This window comes from Achromobacter spanius, assembly GCF_002966795.1.
GTDB lineage: Bacteria > Pseudomonadota > Gammaproteobacteria > Burkholderiales > Burkholderiaceae_B > Achromobacter > Achromobacter spanius_D.
Window position 1 is genome coordinate 4,524,930 of record NZ_CP023270.1, and the last position, 16,071, is coordinate 4,541,000.

General features: G+C 67.2%; 18 protein-coding genes. 3 read left to right on the plus strand and 15 right to left on the minus strand.

The window, feature by feature from the left end:
- Positions 1-5: 5 nt before the first annotated feature.
- From CLM73_RS20475 to CLM73_RS20510, 8 genes are read right to left on the minus strand one after another with little or no spacing between them, the layout of a single operon-like run.
- A complete protein-coding gene (locus CLM73_RS20475; protein ID WP_105241632.1) occupies positions 6-779 on the minus strand; it encodes an ABC transporter ATP-binding protein in 774 nt (257 codons plus the stop codon).
- The gene (locus CLM73_RS20480; RefSeq protein ID WP_105239997.1) at positions 772-1,560 is read right to left on the minus strand and encodes an ABC transporter ATP-binding protein; all 789 of its coding nucleotides are present in this window, start codon (positions 1,558-1,560) and stop codon (positions 772-774) included. The genes CLM73_RS20475 and CLM73_RS20480 overlap by 8 nt, the downstream gene beginning before the upstream one ends.
- On the minus strand, positions 1,557-2,537 hold the full coding sequence (locus CLM73_RS20485) for a branched-chain amino acid ABC transporter permease (protein WP_105241633.1): 981 nt from the start codon (positions 2,535-2,537) through the stop codon (positions 1,557-1,559). The genes CLM73_RS20480 and CLM73_RS20485 overlap by 4 nt, the downstream gene beginning before the upstream one ends.
- A 7-nt stretch (positions 2,538-2,544) precedes the next feature.
- Positions 2,545-3,423, minus strand: a complete 879-nt coding sequence (locus CLM73_RS20490) for a branched-chain amino acid ABC transporter permease (RefSeq protein WP_105239998.1) — start codon at positions 3,421-3,423, stop codon at positions 2,545-2,547.
- Positions 3,416-4,354, minus strand: a complete 939-nt coding sequence (locus CLM73_RS20495) for an NAD(P)-dependent oxidoreductase (protein WP_234015702.1) — start codon at positions 4,352-4,354, stop codon at positions 3,416-3,418. The genes CLM73_RS20490 and CLM73_RS20495 overlap by 8 nt, the downstream gene beginning before the upstream one ends.
- A gap of 28 nt (positions 4,355-4,382) precedes the next feature.
- The gene (locus CLM73_RS20500) at positions 4,383-5,126 is read right to left on the minus strand and encodes an SDR family NAD(P)-dependent oxidoreductase (protein WP_105239999.1); all 744 of its coding nucleotides are present in this window, start codon (positions 5,124-5,126) and stop codon (positions 4,383-4,385) included.
- A 45-nt stretch (positions 5,127-5,171) separates the two neighbouring features.
- Complete coding sequence (locus CLM73_RS20505) at positions 5,172-6,011, minus strand: FAS1-like dehydratase domain-containing protein (protein ID WP_105240000.1); 840 nt, start codon at positions 6,009-6,011, stop codon at positions 5,172-5,174.
- 27 nt (positions 6,012-6,038) lie between these two features.
- Positions 6,039-7,250 carry an ABC transporter substrate-binding protein gene (locus CLM73_RS20510; RefSeq protein ID WP_105240001.1) on the minus strand — a complete coding sequence of 404 codons (1,212 nt, stop codon included), beginning with the start codon at positions 7,248-7,250 and terminating at the stop codon, positions 6,039-6,041.
- 171 nt (positions 7,251-7,421) lie between these two features.
- Here CLM73_RS20510 and CLM73_RS20515 point away from each other — a divergent pair, with 171 nt between their 5' ends.
- A complete protein-coding gene (locus tag CLM73_RS20515) occupies positions 7,422-8,651 on the plus strand; it encodes a CaiB/BaiF CoA transferase family protein (protein WP_105240002.1) in 1,230 nt (409 codons plus the stop codon).
- 77 nt (positions 8,652-8,728) lie between these two features.
- Complete coding sequence (locus tag CLM73_RS20520; RefSeq protein ID WP_105240003.1) at positions 8,729-9,715, plus strand: Bug family tripartite tricarboxylate transporter substrate binding protein; 987 nt, start codon at positions 8,729-8,731, stop codon at positions 9,713-9,715.
- A 92-nt stretch (positions 9,716-9,807) separates the two neighbouring features.
- Here CLM73_RS20520 and CLM73_RS20525 read toward each other — a convergent pair whose 3' ends face one another.
- The 4 genes from CLM73_RS20525 to CLM73_RS20540 form a co-directional block, all read right to left on the minus strand.
- Positions 9,808-11,199, minus strand: coding sequence for an FAD-binding oxidoreductase (locus tag CLM73_RS20525; protein ID WP_105240004.1), 1,392 nt, complete (start codon positions 11,197-11,199; stop codon positions 9,808-9,810).
- 241 nt (positions 11,200-11,440) lie between these two features.
- The gene (locus CLM73_RS20530) at positions 11,441-11,680 is read right to left on the minus strand and encodes a hypothetical protein (protein WP_105240005.1); all 240 of its coding nucleotides are present in this window, start codon (positions 11,678-11,680) and stop codon (positions 11,441-11,443) included.
- A gap of 35 nt (positions 11,681-11,715) precedes the next feature.
- A complete protein-coding gene (locus tag CLM73_RS20535) occupies positions 11,716-11,913 on the minus strand; it encodes a hypothetical protein (RefSeq protein WP_105240006.1) in 198 nt (65 codons plus the stop codon).
- Between the two features lie 51 nt (positions 11,914-11,964).
- Positions 11,965-12,684, minus strand: coding sequence for a BON domain-containing protein (locus CLM73_RS20540; RefSeq protein WP_105240007.1), 720 nt, complete (start codon positions 12,682-12,684; stop codon positions 11,965-11,967).
- A 550-nt stretch (positions 12,685-13,234) separates the two neighbouring features.
- On the opposite strand from CLM73_RS20540, the gene CLM73_RS20545 reads away from it, so the two are divergent.
- Positions 13,235-13,759: a CinA family protein gene (locus CLM73_RS20545; RefSeq protein ID WP_105241635.1), complete on the plus strand. Its 525-nt coding sequence runs from the start codon at positions 13,235-13,237 to the stop codon at positions 13,757-13,759.
- On the opposite strand, the gene CLM73_RS20550 is transcribed toward CLM73_RS20545, so the two are convergent.
- The 3 genes from CLM73_RS20550 to CLM73_RS20560 are packed head-to-tail and all read right to left on the minus strand — an operon-like array spanning position 13,708 to position 16,066.
- Positions 13,708-14,439, minus strand: coding sequence for a glycosyltransferase (locus tag CLM73_RS20550; RefSeq protein ID WP_105240008.1), 732 nt, complete (start codon positions 14,437-14,439; stop codon positions 13,708-13,710). The genes CLM73_RS20545 and CLM73_RS20550 overlap by 52 nt on opposite strands.
- Positions 14,436-15,038, minus strand: a complete 603-nt coding sequence (locus tag CLM73_RS20555) for an SAM-dependent methyltransferase (RefSeq protein ID WP_105240009.1) — start codon at positions 15,036-15,038, stop codon at positions 14,436-14,438. Before CLM73_RS20555 ends, CLM73_RS20550 begins: the two co-directional genes overlap by 4 nt.
- The gene (locus CLM73_RS20560; RefSeq protein ID WP_105240010.1) at positions 15,026-16,066 is read right to left on the minus strand and encodes an acyl-CoA dehydrogenase family protein; all 1,041 of its coding nucleotides are present in this window, start codon (positions 16,064-16,066) and stop codon (positions 15,026-15,028) included. The genes CLM73_RS20555 and CLM73_RS20560 overlap by 13 nt, the downstream gene beginning before the upstream one ends.
- Positions 16,067-16,071 lie beyond the last annotated feature (5 nt).

Here is a 16,071-nt window from a genome sequence, read left to right on the forward strand (position 1 = left end):
CCCGGTTATGCGTGAGAGGCTGCAGCCCCGGCCGGCTGCGCCTGCGCGCGTGCACCGAGGTAGGCGTCGATGGCACGTTGCCGTCCTTCCCGGCTGCGCAGCGCCTGCTGGTCCAGTTCGCCGACGATATGCCCGTGCCGCAGCACCCAGGCGCGTTCCGCGAGCTTGGCCGCGACATGAAAGCTTTGCTCCACCAACAGCGCAGCCAGCTTCTGCTCGCGCTGAATGGCAGCGAGCCGTTCGTACACGCGGGCGACCAGCAGTGGCGCCAAGCCGAGCGACGGCTCATCAAGCAGCAACAGGCGCGGCCCGGACATCAGACCGCGACCGATCGCCAGCATCTGCTGCTCGCCGCCGCTGAGCAGGCCCGCGGGCGCGTTGCGCCGCCCGGCTATTTCGGGGAAGAAGTCCATGATCATCTGTTCGCGCCGCGCACGCGTGCGCGCATCAACGAAGTAGGAACCCAAAACAAGGTTCTCGCCGACCGTCAGGTCCGTCACGATCGCACGGCCTTCCGGCACATAGACGATGCCTCGCCGGAAGCGCTGCGCGGCGGACAGGCCGCTGATATCGTCGCCGTCCAGGCGGATCCGGCCCTGCGCGGGCTCCAGTCCGGCGATAGCGCGCAACGTGCTGGACTTGCCCGCCCCGTTCGCCCCCAGCAGCGCGACGACGGACGCCGCGCCCACCGTCAGCCCGATGCCGTGCACGACCGGACCGGCGCCATAGCGCACGGTCAGCCCTTCCACCGCCAGCAACGTCGTCGCCGCATCACGCATCTTCATCTCCCAGGTAGACCCGCACGACGTCGGGATTGCCACGCACGGCTTGCGGGTTGCCGGACGCCAGCAGCCGGCCGACATTCAGCACGTGAATCGTGTCGCACACATCCATGATCAGATCCATGTCGTGTTCGACGACGACCAGCACTAAGCCTGGCGCGCGCAGCCGCTTCAAGGCGCTGGACAGATCGTGCGTCTCGATGGAATTCAGGCCGGCCGCGGGCTCGTCCAGCAGCAACACCCGTGGGTCACCCGCAATGGCGCGGGCGATTTCGGCCAGCCGCAGCACGCCCGGCGGAAGCTGCGCGGGGTATTCCTCGGCCACATGCCGCACGCCCAGTCTTTCCAGCGCGGCCAGCGCGCGGTCACGGTTCAGGCCGCGCTCGGCGCGGCCGCGCGGCAGCGGCAGGAAGGCGTCCAGCCATCCCGCCGACGACTGCCGGTCCAGGCCGATCATCACGTTCTCGGCCACCGTCAATTCGGGGCATAGCGCCACATGCTGGAAGCTGCGCGAGAACCCCAGTGCGGCTCGCCCGGTGGGCGGCACGCCCTCCAGCCGGCGCGCGCCCAGCCTGATGCTTCCCTGCTGCGGGGAATACAGCCCGGTCAGGCAGTTGAAGAAGCTGGTCTTGCCGGCGCCGTTCGGTCCGATCAGTCCGGTGATCTCCCCAGCCTCCAGGCGCAATCCGATGTGCTGCAGGACCTGGATGCCGCCGAATGCCAGCGACAGGTCTTCCACCACCAGCGGATCGCGATCCAGCGTGGCGTGTGCGCTCATGGGTTGCCTCCGTGCAGCCGGGCGCGCACCGTGGCGGGCAGCGCGTTGACGCCTAGCACCACCGCCAGCAGCGCCGAGCCGTAGAGGATGGGCACCCAGTCGCCCGCGCCGGCGAGCAGCAGCGGCATCAGGGTCAGGAACAGGCCGCCCAGCAGACTCCCCAGGATCGACATCGAATACAGACTCACCACCGAGCCGACCAACAGGAAGATCGATGTCCAAAGCGTGAAGCTGTTGGGCGACACGGTGGAGGAACTGAACGACAGCAAGGCGCCGGCGATGGCCGCGATGCCGCCGCTCAATGCCATGCACGACAGCCGCGCCCAACTCCTGCGCACGCCAAAGGACTCGGCCGCGTGCGGCGACGCGCGGATCAGCAGCAGCGCCATGGCCTGCCGCGAGCGGCGGAAGTGGCGCAGCAGCAGCGCCACGGCCACCAACCCGGCCAGCGGCAGGTAGTAGCGCTGCGCCTCCTTGGCGATGCCGGGCAGGGCATCCAGTTTCACGTACACGCCTTCGTAGCCGCCCGTGACCGACGAGAAGTGCAGCAGCACCTCGGGCAAAGCCAGGGCCAGCGCCATCGTCGCAACGGCGAGGTAGATGCCCGATAGATACCGCGAGGGATAGGCGAAGACGATTCCAAGGAAGGCGCCGGCGACTGCCGCGGCCGGCAGGCTGGCCAGCAGCGACACACCCAGGTATTTCTCCATCAGCGCCACCGTATAGGCGCCCGCCGCGACGAAGACACCGTGGCCGATGGACACCTCGCCGCCGTATCGGACCAGAAAGCTCACCGAGATGATGGCAATGGCGTTGGCAAAGCACAGGCCAAGGGTGTAGGTCCAGTACCCGCCCGCCACGAGGGGGAGCAGCGCCAGGCCCAGCACGCCGGTCACGCCCAGGCCGGCCATCAGGCGCCGGGGCGCCGCGGCCGGGGCGGCCGGCTTCGCGTCCGCCGCGAGGCGGTTGGTTGACATGATCACGCTAGACACGGGCACCTCCCCGGATCGCCATCACGCCCTTCGGAAACACGTTGAGCACCAGCAGGATCGTGAGCAGCAGATAGGTGTTGTTGAACTCGGCCGATACATAGAAGGACAGCAGGTTCATGATGGCGCCGATCAGGATGCCGCCCAGCACCGCTCCCGGCAGGCTGTTGAAGCCGCCCACGACGGCCGCGGCGAACGCCTGCAGCATGAACGAGGACACGCTGGTCGACGACAGGAAGGTGGTGGGCACGATCAGCAGCGACGCGATCAGTCCCAGCACGCCTGCGGTCACCCACGAGAACAGATGCACCCGCCGCAGATTCAGCCCGCACACCCGGCTGGCGAAGGGGTTGGCGGACACAGCGCGAAATGCGATGCCGATGCGGGTGCGTTCGATCAGCAGGTAAAGCAGGCCAATGGCCAGCCCGGTGGCGCCCAGCACGGCCAGGTCATAGGCCGTGACGTGGACCGGCCCGATCTGGCTGCGCCACGCAGGCAGCGGCAGGTCGAGCGACACGACGTTGGAACCGAACAGGAGCTGGGTTGCGCCCTGCGCGACCAGGCCCACGCCCAGCGTCGCGATAGTGCTGGTCAGGTCGGACTTGAAGACGAGTGGCGCGATCAGGAAGTAGCTGACCGCCATTACCGCCACCATGATCACCAGCGTCAACACCACGGCTGCCCCCCAAGCCATGTTCGCGAAAATGCCCGCCGTGAACCCGAACACCAGGAACGCAGCCAGGCCCGCCAGATTGCCATGGGCAAAGTTCACGACGTTGGAGCTTTTGTAGATCAGCACTATGCCGATCGCGCCCATGGCGTAGAGGCAGCCGCTGACCACGCCCGCCCAGATCAGGCCAATGAAGTCATCCATGGGCGCGCCCCTGCTGCGCGAGTGGGGCCGCGTCCACCTCGGCACCCTCGTCGATGAGTTCGATCACCGACGGAAAATACCTGCCGCTCCATCCGCCGTCAGCGCTCGCCGCGTAATAGCGCTGCGCCAGTTCGGTGACGCGCGCCGCAAGGCCTGTCTGCGCGGCCAGTTCCAGCACATAGCTCAGATCCTTGAGCACGTATTCCGGCGGAAACGACTTTTCCGGAAACTCGCGAGGCAGCATGGCCTTGCGGCCGTGATTGCGCAGCACGAAGCTGTCACCCGATCCCTTGGACACCGCATCCAGCAGCACCGCGGGCTGCACCCCCGCGCGCTCGCCCAGCACCATCATCTCGGCAAGCGCCACCGTGTTCTCGAACACCAGCGCATTGTTGATCAGCTTGACTACCTGGCCGCAACCCACTTCGCCGCAGCGGGTCACGTCCGAGCCGATATAGCGCAGCAGCGGCTCGATGCGCGCGTAAAGCGCTTCGTCCGCGCCGGCCATGATGCTCAGTTCTCCGCGCTGCGCCGCTTCGCGGGTGCGTGCGACCGGCGCATCGGCAAACGCGATGCCGCGCTCGGCAAGCCGCCCGGCGACGGCACGGGCGGATGCGACGGTGGTGGTGCTGAGATCGACGATCACGGCAGGGCGACGCGCGCCGTCCGCCAACCCGCCCTCGCCCAGGCACACTGCTTCCACCTGCGGTCCGCCGGGCAAGGACAGGAAGACCACGTCGGCACGCCCGGCCACCTCGGCGATCGATTCCGCACGGCGCGCGCCGGTCCCTTCCAGCAGGGCGTGGGCCTGCGGGTTCATATCGAAGGCGATGACCTCGCCGGAGTGCTTGACGGCCATGTTGCGGCACATCGGGCCGCCCATCACGCCCAGGCCGATAAAGCCGATCACGGGTACGGAATCTGCAGTCATGCTTGGCTCCTGTCAGCAATGCCCGTTGTCAATCCATCCACATGCCGCCGCTGATATCCAGCGACGTGCCCGTGATCCAGTTCGACGCGGGCGAGCAAAGGAACAGCGCCGCCTGCGCAATGTCGTCGGCGTTGCCGTAGCGACCGAGCGGGACGGTGCCGTTCGCGGACGGCGCGCCGCCGCTCGTGACGCTGGCCCACATGGCGGTCTCGACCGGTCCCGGGGCCAGGGTGTTGGCGTAGACGCCGTGTGGGGCGCCTGCCTTGGCGATCCAACGCATCATGCCGTGCACGGCGGCCTTGGACGCGACATAGGCGGGGCCGGACGCCACGCCCCCGTTCTTGGCGGCGATCGAGCCAGCGGCCAGGATCTTGCCGAAGCCCTGCTTGCACATCAGCGGGAACAGCTTGCGCGCCGGATTGACCACGCCGCGCACATTGACTGACATCACCGCATCCCATTCTTCGTCGGTGCTTTCCCCCAGCGGCGTGCGGGCGATGATGCCGGCGCACAGCACCAGGATGTCCACCTTGCCGTACTCGGCCAGGACCGCGTCGATGACCTGGTCAGTCTCGGCGCGGGACGTCACGTCGTAACGGCGGTAATCGATGCCGCCCCCAAGCTCCTGCGCGTCGACGCGGTCCGTGGCAATCACGCGCGCGCCCGCCTGCCGGAAGGCCTTGGCGATCGCCTGCCCCATGGCGCCCGCACCGCCCGTGATCAACGCTACCTGGCCCTCGAGATTCGCGGGACCGCTCAAATGCTGTGCCATCTTCTCTTGTCTCCTGTCAGTGTTCATCGGTGGCCGCGCCACCTGTCAGCGCAACACCGCCGTGGCGGACATCGCCAGTTCGCCGTCGGGTCCGCGCGCCCATAGCGCAAGCGTTCCGTCTTCCTGCATGTGCCCTTCGATGCGAAAGGCGCGCGATACGAACAGCGGACTGACACCGCGAAACTCGAAGCGGGCCAGTTGCCGTCCTTCCCCTTGGTCCAGTGCAAGCTGCTGCAGTAGCGTCGCCATCAGGGGGCCATGCACGACCAGATCGGGATAGCCCTCTTCATCGCGGGCGTAGGCCTGGTCGTAATGGATGCGATGGCCGTTGAAGGTCAGCGCGGAATAGCGGAACAACAGCGTCGTGTCGGGGCGCACCTCACGGCCCCAGCGTCCTTGCGCCTCGTGCCGCACGGGCGCCGCGGCTGACGAGCCCGGCGGCGGCGCTTCGCGATAGACGATGTCCTGTTCCTCGACAATGCACGTCGTTCCCTCGCTTTGCGTCGTGTGCTCCACCGTCACGAACCACAGGGAGCCGCGCTTGCCAACCTTGTTTTCGATCTTGGCGATGCGGCTGCGCCGCGTGGCTTCCGATCCGATCGGCAGGTCCGCGGGGTACGCGATCCGGCTGCCCGCCCACATGCGGCGCGGCAATTCAATGGGCGGTAGAAAGCCGCCGCGCCGCGGATGGCCGTCGGCGCCCAGCCCGCTGCGCCGCGCTGCCGGGTTGAAGAACAGCCATTGCCAGCCAGGTGGCAGCGGCTCGCCCGCACCGGGCGCGCGCGCCAGGTCCAGCGTAGCCGCCATGGCCTGCACGGCCGCCGCGTCGATGCGCTGCGTATGCGTCTCTTCACGGCCAATCCAATCGTCAAATGCGTTGCTCACGCGGGCACTCCTTCAATGTGTGCCGGCCTAGGCCGGTTTTGCGTCGAAGACGTCGGCCGGATAGGGCTTGAAGTCCCTCACCAGTTTGAAGCTGCCGCCGGACACGGCCTGGATGATTCCCTCCTGACGCGCGCCGCGGTGGTCGCCCGGCTTGAACGTGACCCGCCGCGCCCCGCCGACGGTCTGGTCCGTCATGGTCTCCATCACGTCCACCAGATTCGCGCGTGTCAAGGGTTTGCCGCTGGCCAGCAGCATCTGGAAGCCCTTGGCGAAAAGCGCGGCGTTGCTCCAGCCATTCAGGCCGAAGACGCCGATGGGATCGTTCGGGTAGAGCTTGGCGACGGTTTCGCGGTAGGCCTTGATGTTGGCGTCGTCCGCATCAACGGGCATCAGCCACGACGAGAAATAGGCGCCGTCCAGCAGCGGGCCGGCCAGCTTGTACGTGGTGGGATCGGCGGTGAAGAATGGCGCCATCCATTTGCCCTGGTAACCCAGCCGGTCGGCGGTCTTGAGCGCGGCCGCCAGGTTGGCGTTCGACCCGAACAGGATCACGACGTCCGCCTTGGCGTTGGCGATCCGGCGCACGTGCGGCGTGAAGTCGGTGCTGCGCACTTCAAAGGGAATTGATTCGGCGGCCTGCTTGTTGCTGGCGGCCATGAGCATGTCGAAGCCGCGCTTGGCGGACCGGCCCAGTTCATCGTTCTCCCACAGCAACGCGACGCGGCCGGCGTTCAGGCCCGTGAAGGCATATTCCAGGTTGGACGCCGCGGACCAGCCGTAGTCGGGCAACAGCGGAAACACCAGCCGTTCGGCAAACAGCGCCGTCGCGCCGCCGATGGGGCCGATCATCGGCAGCCCCACTTCCTTGGCGTAGGGAATCACCGCCACCGATTGGGCGGTGCCCACCGGCGCAGCCAGGGCGAAGATCTTATTCTCTTCCACCAGCCGGCGCGTGACGGCCACGCTGCGTGCGGGTTCGTATCCGTCGTCATAGGTGACGAATTTGATCTTCCAGCCGTTCAGCGCGTCGGTGTCATTGACCCATTTGAAGCAGGCGTCCGCGGCGCGGGAAAGAATTGCATAGAACGGGACGGGACCGGTAATGGGGGTGAAGGCGCCGACGGTGACCGTCTTGCTGGCCGCGTCGATGCCCGGCGATGCGGACTGCGCGCGCGCCCAGCTCGGAAGCGAAATCGACGCTGCCGCGGCGCAGCCCGAAAGGAAAGTCCTTCTGTGCACGGTTGTCTCCTGGTGGATCTTTAGGTGCCGCCGTCTGCTGCGCGACTAAGAATGCATTCTATATATTTGTCCGAGCTGAAAAATACGGGGTTTCCCTAGCAAAAAGGCTTCGACTGCGCAAACTTTCAACATATAGAATGCATTCTTTCAAGACCCACGCCAGGAGACACCATGCACACTCCCCCCCTCGCGGGCCGCCGCGTCATTGAATTGGGCACCATGCTGGCCGCCCCATTTGCGTCCCATATCCTTGCCCAACTGGGCGCCGAAGTGATCAAGGTCGAGCCGGCGCGCGGCGATCCCACGCGCAGCCTGGTTCGCGGCGGGCCCAGCGGTACGTTCATCGCCTACAGCCACGGCAAGAAGAGCGTGTGCCTGGACCTGGCGCATCCCGATGGCCACGCCGCCTTTCTCAGGATGCTGGAAACCGCCGATGCGTTCGTGCACAACCTGGCGCCCAAGGCGGCTCGCAAGTTGAGGCTCACCAAGGCCGAATGCCAGGCCATCAATCCCCGTCTGATCTATTGCCACATCCGCGGCTACGCCGAGGGCCCGCAGGCCGATGACCTGGCCTCCAACCCGGTCGCCGAGGCGTCGACGGGCGTGATGGAAGCCAACCGCATCAATGGCCGTCCCAGCCGGCTCGGTCCGTCCTACCACGACCAGTTCGCTGGGGCTTACGCGGTCATCGGCATCCTGGCTCGCATGCTGCAACCCGAAGCCGCGCAAGAAGGCGGCCACGTGGAAGTCGGCTTGTACGAGACCGGCCTGCACGTCGCTTCGCGAGACCTTGTGGGCGTGCAGCTCAAGACCCAGTTGCTGGGCCGGCCGGAGCGCGAACCGCACGGCGAATTCAGCATGCCGGGTTATGGCGCCTACCTGACCGCCGACGAACGCTGGATGTACCTGCTGATGCTCACCGACGCACACTGGCTGAAGTTCTGCCAAGCCATGGCGTTGCCGGAGGCGGCGGACGCCTCGCTGGCTGCGCTGAAGGATCGCAAGAAGGCGCGCGAGCGCGTCGAGGATATCGTGCGAACCGCCATCGGCGCGCATACGTTCGACGACGCCACCGCGCGGCTTCGGATGGCTGGGGTGGGCAGCACGGAAGTCCTGCCGCTGGAGCGCGTGCTGGACGCGCACCAGGCGCGCCAGCCGGGCAAGCTGCGCAACGTCCGATACCGCGACTTGGCTTTCGACGTGCCGGAATTTCCGCGTGTGCATGCTGCCGACGACGGCGTGGCGACCCTGCCGCCGCCGGACCTGGGCGAACACACGCGGGACGTGCTGATGGCGGCGGGCCTGACCCGCGAAGAATGCGCCGCACTGATCGACAGCGGCGCCGCTTGCGCCGGCCAGCCGGGCGATTTTGCCTGGGCGCCGGTACGCAAACAGGCGTGAGGCGCGTATAAAGCGCGTTGCACGCCGGACTGAACAGGGCGCGACAGACCGCCCGACCAAAATCGAGGAGACTGCAAATGCTGAAGCTCAAGATTGTGCCGGGCCTGTTCAAGGCCGCCATCGCCGGCATGCTGTGCGCCGCCGCCCCCGCCATTGCCGCGGACTATCCCGACCGTCCCATACGGCTGATCGTGGGCTTTCCGCCTGGCGGAGGCGCCGACTTCGTGGCCCGTCAGGTCGCGCAGCGCCTGGGCGATGCGCTCAAGACCAGCGTGGTGGTCGACAACAAGGCCGGCGCCAACGGCACCATCGCCGCGGCCGAAGTCGCACGCGCCGCGCCGGACGGCTACACCCTGCTGCTGGGCGTCACGGCGTCCCAGTCCATCAGCCCGGCGCTCTCGCCCAAGCTGCCCTATGATCCGCTACGCGACTTCACACCGATCACGCAGGTGGGCTATACGCCCCTGGTGCTGGTCGTGAACCCGAAGCTTCCCGCCAGGAACCTGGACGAATTCCTGCAGTACGCCAAGAGCCGCCGTACGCCGGTCCCCTACGGCTCCGCTGGCATCGGCAACATCACGCACATGGCGGCCGAACTCTTCGTGCAATCGTCGGGCGTGTCGAACTTCCAGCACGTTCCCTACAAAGGCAGCAGCCAGGTCGTCACCGACCTCATCGGCGGCCGCGTCGAGGCGTACTTCGACACCCTGCCTTCTTCGCTGCCGCTGATCCAGAGCGGCCAGTTGCACGCGCTGGCCGTCACGGGCCCCGCGCGGTCGGACACCGCCCGCGACATCCCAACCGTACAGGAAGCCGGCGTGTCGGGATTCCAGACCACCACCTGGTTTGGCGTGCTGGCCCCGCCGAAGCTGGACCCGGCGCTGGCCGATCGGCTTTATGAGGCCCTCAAACGCGGCATGCAGGCGCCCGACGCACGCCAAGCGCTCGTCACGCGCGGCGTGGAACCGGTACTGGACACACCGGCGCAGTTCAGCGCCGAACTGCAGGAAGACCTGCAGCGCTGGCGCGAGGTTGCGCGCAAGGCGAACATCAAGTTGGAGTAAGACTCAGGCGCGCAGGCGTCCTGATCTGGCGGCGCAAGCAGCGGGGCCGGTCCCATGCCACATTCCGCCGGCCCGGCTGACGCGCCGGTCGCTCAAGGCGCGGCCGGCTTGATGTTCTGGTTATGCCGGAAGAGGTTGTGCGGGTCGTAGCGCGTCTTCACTTGCACCAGCCGGTCGAAGTTTTCACCATACGCAGCGCCCACGCGCCCGGTCTCGTCCTGCGTCAGGAAATTCACATACACGCCGCCTTGCGACCAAGGCTCGGTGGCCTTGAATATGTCGCGAGCCCAGGCGATGCATCGTTCATCGTCCTTCGGATCGTCCCAGCGTCCGTGCACGTTCATGGCGAATTGCGCGGACCGGTGCGGATACGCGGTGGCGGACACCGGCACCTGCATCGCCGCGCCGGCGATGTGGCCAAAGAAGATTTCGCACTGCGACGATGGCACGTTCTGCACCGCTGACACGACGGCGTCGATCAGGCCGTCGTCCAACTCTCCGATGTTGTGGGACTTCCAGTAGTTGCGCGCGCCAGGGGTCAGCAACGGATCGAACGCCTTCTGCCAGGCCGCGTAAGGCATCGGCCCAAGGTGTTCGCCGTAGGGTTCGCCCAGACCGCGCACCACTTGCAGGGCGTCCGGCCCCTTGTCCACGCCGCCCGTGTAGCACGACGCGAAGGCGACGATGGGCTTGCCGTGCACCGATTCCGGCAGGAACGGCAGCGGCGGCGCCTGCCGCAGCACGGCCCACACGGTAAGTTCCGGCGGCATGGTCTTTAGCGCGTCACGGTAACGCGCCAGCGCCTCGCGGCCCTGTTCCAGCGGCAGCACCACCAATCCGCCATAGACCTCCGGACCCACGGGATGCAACTGGAATTCAAACATCGTGACCACGCCGAAATTGCCGCCGCCGCCGCGCAGCGCCCAGAACAGGTCCGGGTTTTCGGATTCGCTGGCGTGCAGCAGTTGGCCGTCCGCCGTGACGACATCGGCGGACACCAGATTGTCGACGGTCATGCCGAACCGGCGCGTCAGCCAGCCGAAACCGCCTCCCAACGTCAGGCCGGCCACGCCGGTCGTGGAATTGATGCCCAAGGGAACGGCCAGGCCGAACGCCTGCGCTTCGTGATCCAGGTCCGACAAGGTGGCGCCCGGCTCCACGAAGGCCCTGGCGCGCACGGGGTCGATGCGCACCGATTTCATGGGTGACAGGTCGATCATCATGCCGTCATCGCAGACGGCGGTGCCCGCGATGTTGTGGCCGCCGCCGCGCACGGAAATGACCAACTGATTTTCGCGCGCGTAATCCACGGCGCGGCGCACGTCAGCGGGCCCCGCACATCGCGCGATGACGGCGGGCCGCCGGTCCACCGTGGCGTTCCAGATTCTGCGGGCCTCGTCGTAACCGGCGTCGCCGGCGGACAGGACCGGGCCCCGCGCCGCGGCGCGCAGGTTCTCCAGGGTGCTGCTGGACAGTTTGTTCATCACACATCTCCTCGAAGGCGATGCATTTACAAACAGCGTCAAAAGCCAAGCCGTCTATCTGCTGGGGCGCGACATGGGATTTGCCTCCTTGGAAAAGGGGCCATGACCCTGTGCACATGATTGCCCGGCGAACGCCGCGCGGGGGAAGGCGGCAGACGCCCTGTGCCGTGCGCCGGAGCGTGCGTGATGCGGAAAAGGTGATGCGGAAAAGTATAGGCCTTTGGCCGCGCGGGCAGGAACCCTATGCGTCGTTTTTCAGGACGCCGCGCACGTTCAGGATCGCCAGTCCCAGTTGCAGTGCAATAAGCGCCCAGGCGTCGTCGTGAAGCCCCCAGGCCACCCACAGCACGTTGCTGGCCAGGAACACCCAGAAGCCCGCATTGCGGCGCCCGGCGCTGCGGGACGCGACCAGCCAGGCGGCGGCAAGCGACGCCGCCATGGCCGGCCACTGCAGAAAATCCCACAACGCGTCGAGCGTCATCGGCTACCGTCCCCGTCGCGATCTGCGCGGCGATGTCACGGCTTGGATCGGGCGCCCTGCCCGCGGTTGCGCTGGCTCTGTTGATCCTGGCCGGTTCCGATCTGCGTGGTGTGGCCCTCTTTCTTGGTGCGGTTCTGCGTGTCGCCGTGACTTGCCTGCGATTCGCGGGGCGTGTCGTCCTCGCTGCGGTCCGGCTTGTCCGTTTCCCGGGTGCTGTCCTTGTGTTTAGTCATGGTCTGCTCCTTTCATCAAGGCCGAATTGGCCGAAAGCGATTTGGGGTTGGTCATTCCGTCGCGGGCCCGGCGCTGCCGGTGCTGCCGGGGCCGGAGCTGCTTGCGCCGGAATTCAAGCCGCCACCACCGGCGACGCGGATCCGGTTCTCGACGTCGTTGACGCCGGCACACTCGACGGTGCAATCCTCCACGTGATGTTTGGTGCGGCGATTGGGAACGGTGCCTTCCAGAACAACATGGCCGTCCAGAACCGCGACCGACACGTCGCTCACATCCAGGCCGCTATGGGCCAGGGATTCGCACACGTTCTCGCGGATACGATCGTCCGAACGGATGTAGCCCTTGGGATCGGTCCGGCGCGAACCGCGGTCGCGCCATGCCGTCGGGCCGCGGTTGTAGCCGCCCCGCTCAGCGGTCTCGAACGACATGGACTCCTCACGCCACGCCGGGCGGTCGCCGTAATAACCGCCTTCGTCGTCGCCAAAGGACGTGGGACCGTCATAGGCCTGATCCCGGCCGCCATAAGTGCGGTCCCGGCCACGATCCTCACGGCCATAAACCTGTTGACGCTGGCGCGAGGGATCTTCGTTCGAAAAGCCGCCATAGCTGCTTTGGCCGGGGTCGGCGCTGCGGCTGCGAACCGGTTCACGGGTGTCGCGCGCGCCGCCTTGGCGCGTGCCTTCGCCCTGATATCCGTACGAGGGCGCGGGGTCCTGCCACGGTTCCCGGTCGCCGCGATAGTTCGACGTGTTCCTCGGGTCTCTGCTCATTTCGTCTCTCCCGTTGCAAGTTGCAAATCAAGCAGGCTGGGTGCGGGCCGAAACACGCACCTATGGCCTGCCCGTCTGTTTGACGCAGCAAGTGTTGTGCCGGGCGCACATCGCGCCGAGAGGCGCGCCGGGTCCACGCTGTATGGCCGATAGGCCAAAGACCGCCGCGATGCTAAGAATGGCCCATGCGGTCAGAACGCCGTGGCAAGGCAGAACAACCGCATCCGGCAACACGACACTCGACATTCAGGAGATGAATATGGCTTCAGGATCCAGGCTGTCCGATGTAATCGTAAAACTCCCCGATCGCTCCACCTGCCGCGTAGAACGGCGTTTGATCGCAAGGAGAACCAAGGAAGCTTCCAACGTGCCCATCTACGTCTGCACCCTTCCCACAGGCGAGCCGGTGACATGGCTGGGAGGCGGCAAGTACCGCTTGCCATGCGGGTCGGTTGGCGTGGCAGTAGCGCATAAACCGCCAGATCGATGACGGGAACGCGGACGGCACGCGGCTTGCTGGGCGCCCGGGGTTCACTCAGGAGGGATGGGCATGAATGCCATCGAACGGGTCGCCGCTTACATGCATGAGCATTCGTTGAAACTGGTGACGGCCGAGTCCTGCACGGCGGGGCTGATCGCCGCCACGCTTGCCGACATCCCGGGCGCGGGCGCGCTGCTGGACTGCGCGTTCGTCGCCTACTCGCCGGGCGCCAAGCAAAAGTGCCTGGGCGTGGCTGCGCGGACGCTGCAACGCCACAATCTCACCAGTGAAGCCGTGGCGCGGGAAATGGCCCTGGGCGCGGCCCGCAACAGCCCGGCGAATGTGGCGATCGCAAACACGGGCGTCACCGACGATACCGACCCCGACGTTCCCGCCGGCACGCAGTGCTACGCGTGGGTGTTCAAGGCGGGACCGGCCGACGCCTCGCCTGCAATCTACGCCGAGACGGCGCGCTTCGACGGCGACCGCAACAGCATTCGCCGGGCCAGCGCTGAACACGCCTTGATGCGGTTGATCGCGTATCACAAGCAATGGCAGGACGGTGAACGCCCCTCCGCCTCCGCATCCGCCTGAGTGCCGGAGCCCATCGCCTCTGCATCCCATCCCCCCCGCAGTGCAGTGGCGAATCCGCCGTCGACGCGCGAGTATGGCCGGGCGCTTGTCGTGACGCGTGGCAGGCTGGTCCATGCAATGTGCGCCCCGCCAGCTTCCAGCTTGTCGACCAGCGCCTGGTCCTCGCTGCAGTGCAACGCCGCAAACCCGCCGATGCGCTGGTACGTGGGCGCCGCGACGCCCAGGTTTGCGCCATGCACGTGCCGGTGGCCTTCGCGGTCGTGGTAATGCGCGGCGAACGCCCGGCGTGCGCGTTGCGAAAACGCGCCGTGCGCTTCCCATCCCGCCACCGATACCGTGCCGCACACCACTTCCGCATTCAGCGATAGCTGGTCGGCCAGCCAATCGGGCGACACGCAGGTGTCGGCGTCGGTGAAGGCAAGCCAGCGTGCGCCGGCATCCAGCAGATGCTGCGCGCCCGCCGCGCGCGCCAGGCCGACGTTGCGCGCCTGGACCGTCAGCAGATCCACCGGCCAGCCCGCCGCGTGTTGCGCCGTCCCATCCGCGCAGTGATCCAGCACCACGACGATACGCACCGCCTCGCGGCCAAGGCGCGAATGGCGAGAGGCGCGCATGACGGCGCGCAGGCATGCGCCGATATAGCGCTCTTCGTTGCGCGCAGGAATGCATACGCCGATCATGAATGGCTTCCTTGGGGTTGTCTGCGCCAGAGGTCCAGGCGGAACTCGTCTTCTTCGTGATGCACTTCCCGCGAAAGGCCGGGCAGCGCGCCAATCGCCGCGTGCAGAGCGTCCGTGGGCTGGAGACGATCGGCAAAATCCGGACGCCAGTGGCAGGCGACGATCTCGCCATGCTCTGCAAGCGACGCATCGACGCCGCTCAGGAATAAGGAGAGCGCGGCGTCGTCCAGGTAATACGCCACTTCCGACACAACGATGAGGTCAAAACCGCCCGCCGGGGTGTCGGGCCACTGCCGCGGCAGGTCCAGCGCCAGGACCTGCACATGGTCCATGCCCTCGCCGTCCACGCGGGCTCGGCACTGCGCCGCCGCGGCCGGTGCGACGTCGACCGCGCAGACGCGCGCACAGCGCAGCGCAAGGCACCGGGTCATCTCCCCCGTGCCGCAGCCCGGCTCGAAGGCGTGGCGATAGTGTTCGCGGCGCAACGCCGCCAGCACGAGACCGCGCTTGCGGCGTTCGTACCAGGCGCTTGCCACGCGCCAGGGGTCGGGATCGGCTCGGTACAGACGCTCGAAATGGTCGGCGGCTACAGCGCCCATGGCACACCTCCGTGATCGAGCACGGCTTGGCCGTGCGCCGCCTGGTCGCGTTCCGCATGGCTCTGCCGGATGAAGACCGGCAGATCGGCCATCACCTGCGCAAAACCCGGATCGCGGCACAACGGACCCGCGCCCAGCGCGCGCGCCGCCCGTCCGATTACCTCTGCCGCAGCCGACTCCACCGCGAGACGCGCGCGGGCGCAGGCCAACCCGCACGGCTGCCGCGGGTGCGCATCGATCTCGGCGGCGGTCGCGCGCAACACCGCCCGCGCCTGCGCCAGGGCCACGTCGACGGCGCCCAGGTGCGCCAGGCGATGCGGATCGGCGGCATTCAAGGGCAAGGCGCGGCGCAACGCTTCCGCGATGTGGAGCAGTCCGCCGTACCAGCAGGCGGCGATGCCCGCCCCGCCATGCAAGAATCCCGGACGATGCACGTAGTCGCCCGGCTTGCCCACGAGCGTGCAGGACGCGTCGCGAAAGGCCACGTCGACGCTTGCCGATGCGCGCATGCCTACGGCATGCCAGCCGGCATCGGTCACTTCGACGCTGTCCTGTTCCATTGCCACGGCGGCCAGACATGCCTCTCCCGACGGATTCCAGCCGCTTACCAGCGCGTGCGTCACCGATGCCGCGCCCGAACACCACGCTTTGACGCCCTGCAGCACTGCCGTGCCATCCGGCCGCGGCAGGATCTGGACGCGGTGGTCCGGCGGCTCCGCGCACCACACCGCCCAGCGGCTGCAGGCCGGTGGCGCGGGCGCATGCAGTTCCGCCAGGATGGCCAGGGCATCGGTGTGGCCCTCAAACAGCTTGGCCAAGCTAAGGTCCGACGCCGCCACGCGAGCCAGCGCCTGCCAACGATCCAGCGTGCGGCCGGAGCCGGGCAGCGGCAGTTCATCGCATCCCTGTTCCACGAGGATTCGCAGCCACCGGCCGGGATCGATCGGCGCGTGCGCATCGGCAAGCAGCTCGCCGATCAGTTGGAGCTGGAAATTCGGTCGGTACAGCTGGCCTGAGCGTTCGGTCATGGTGC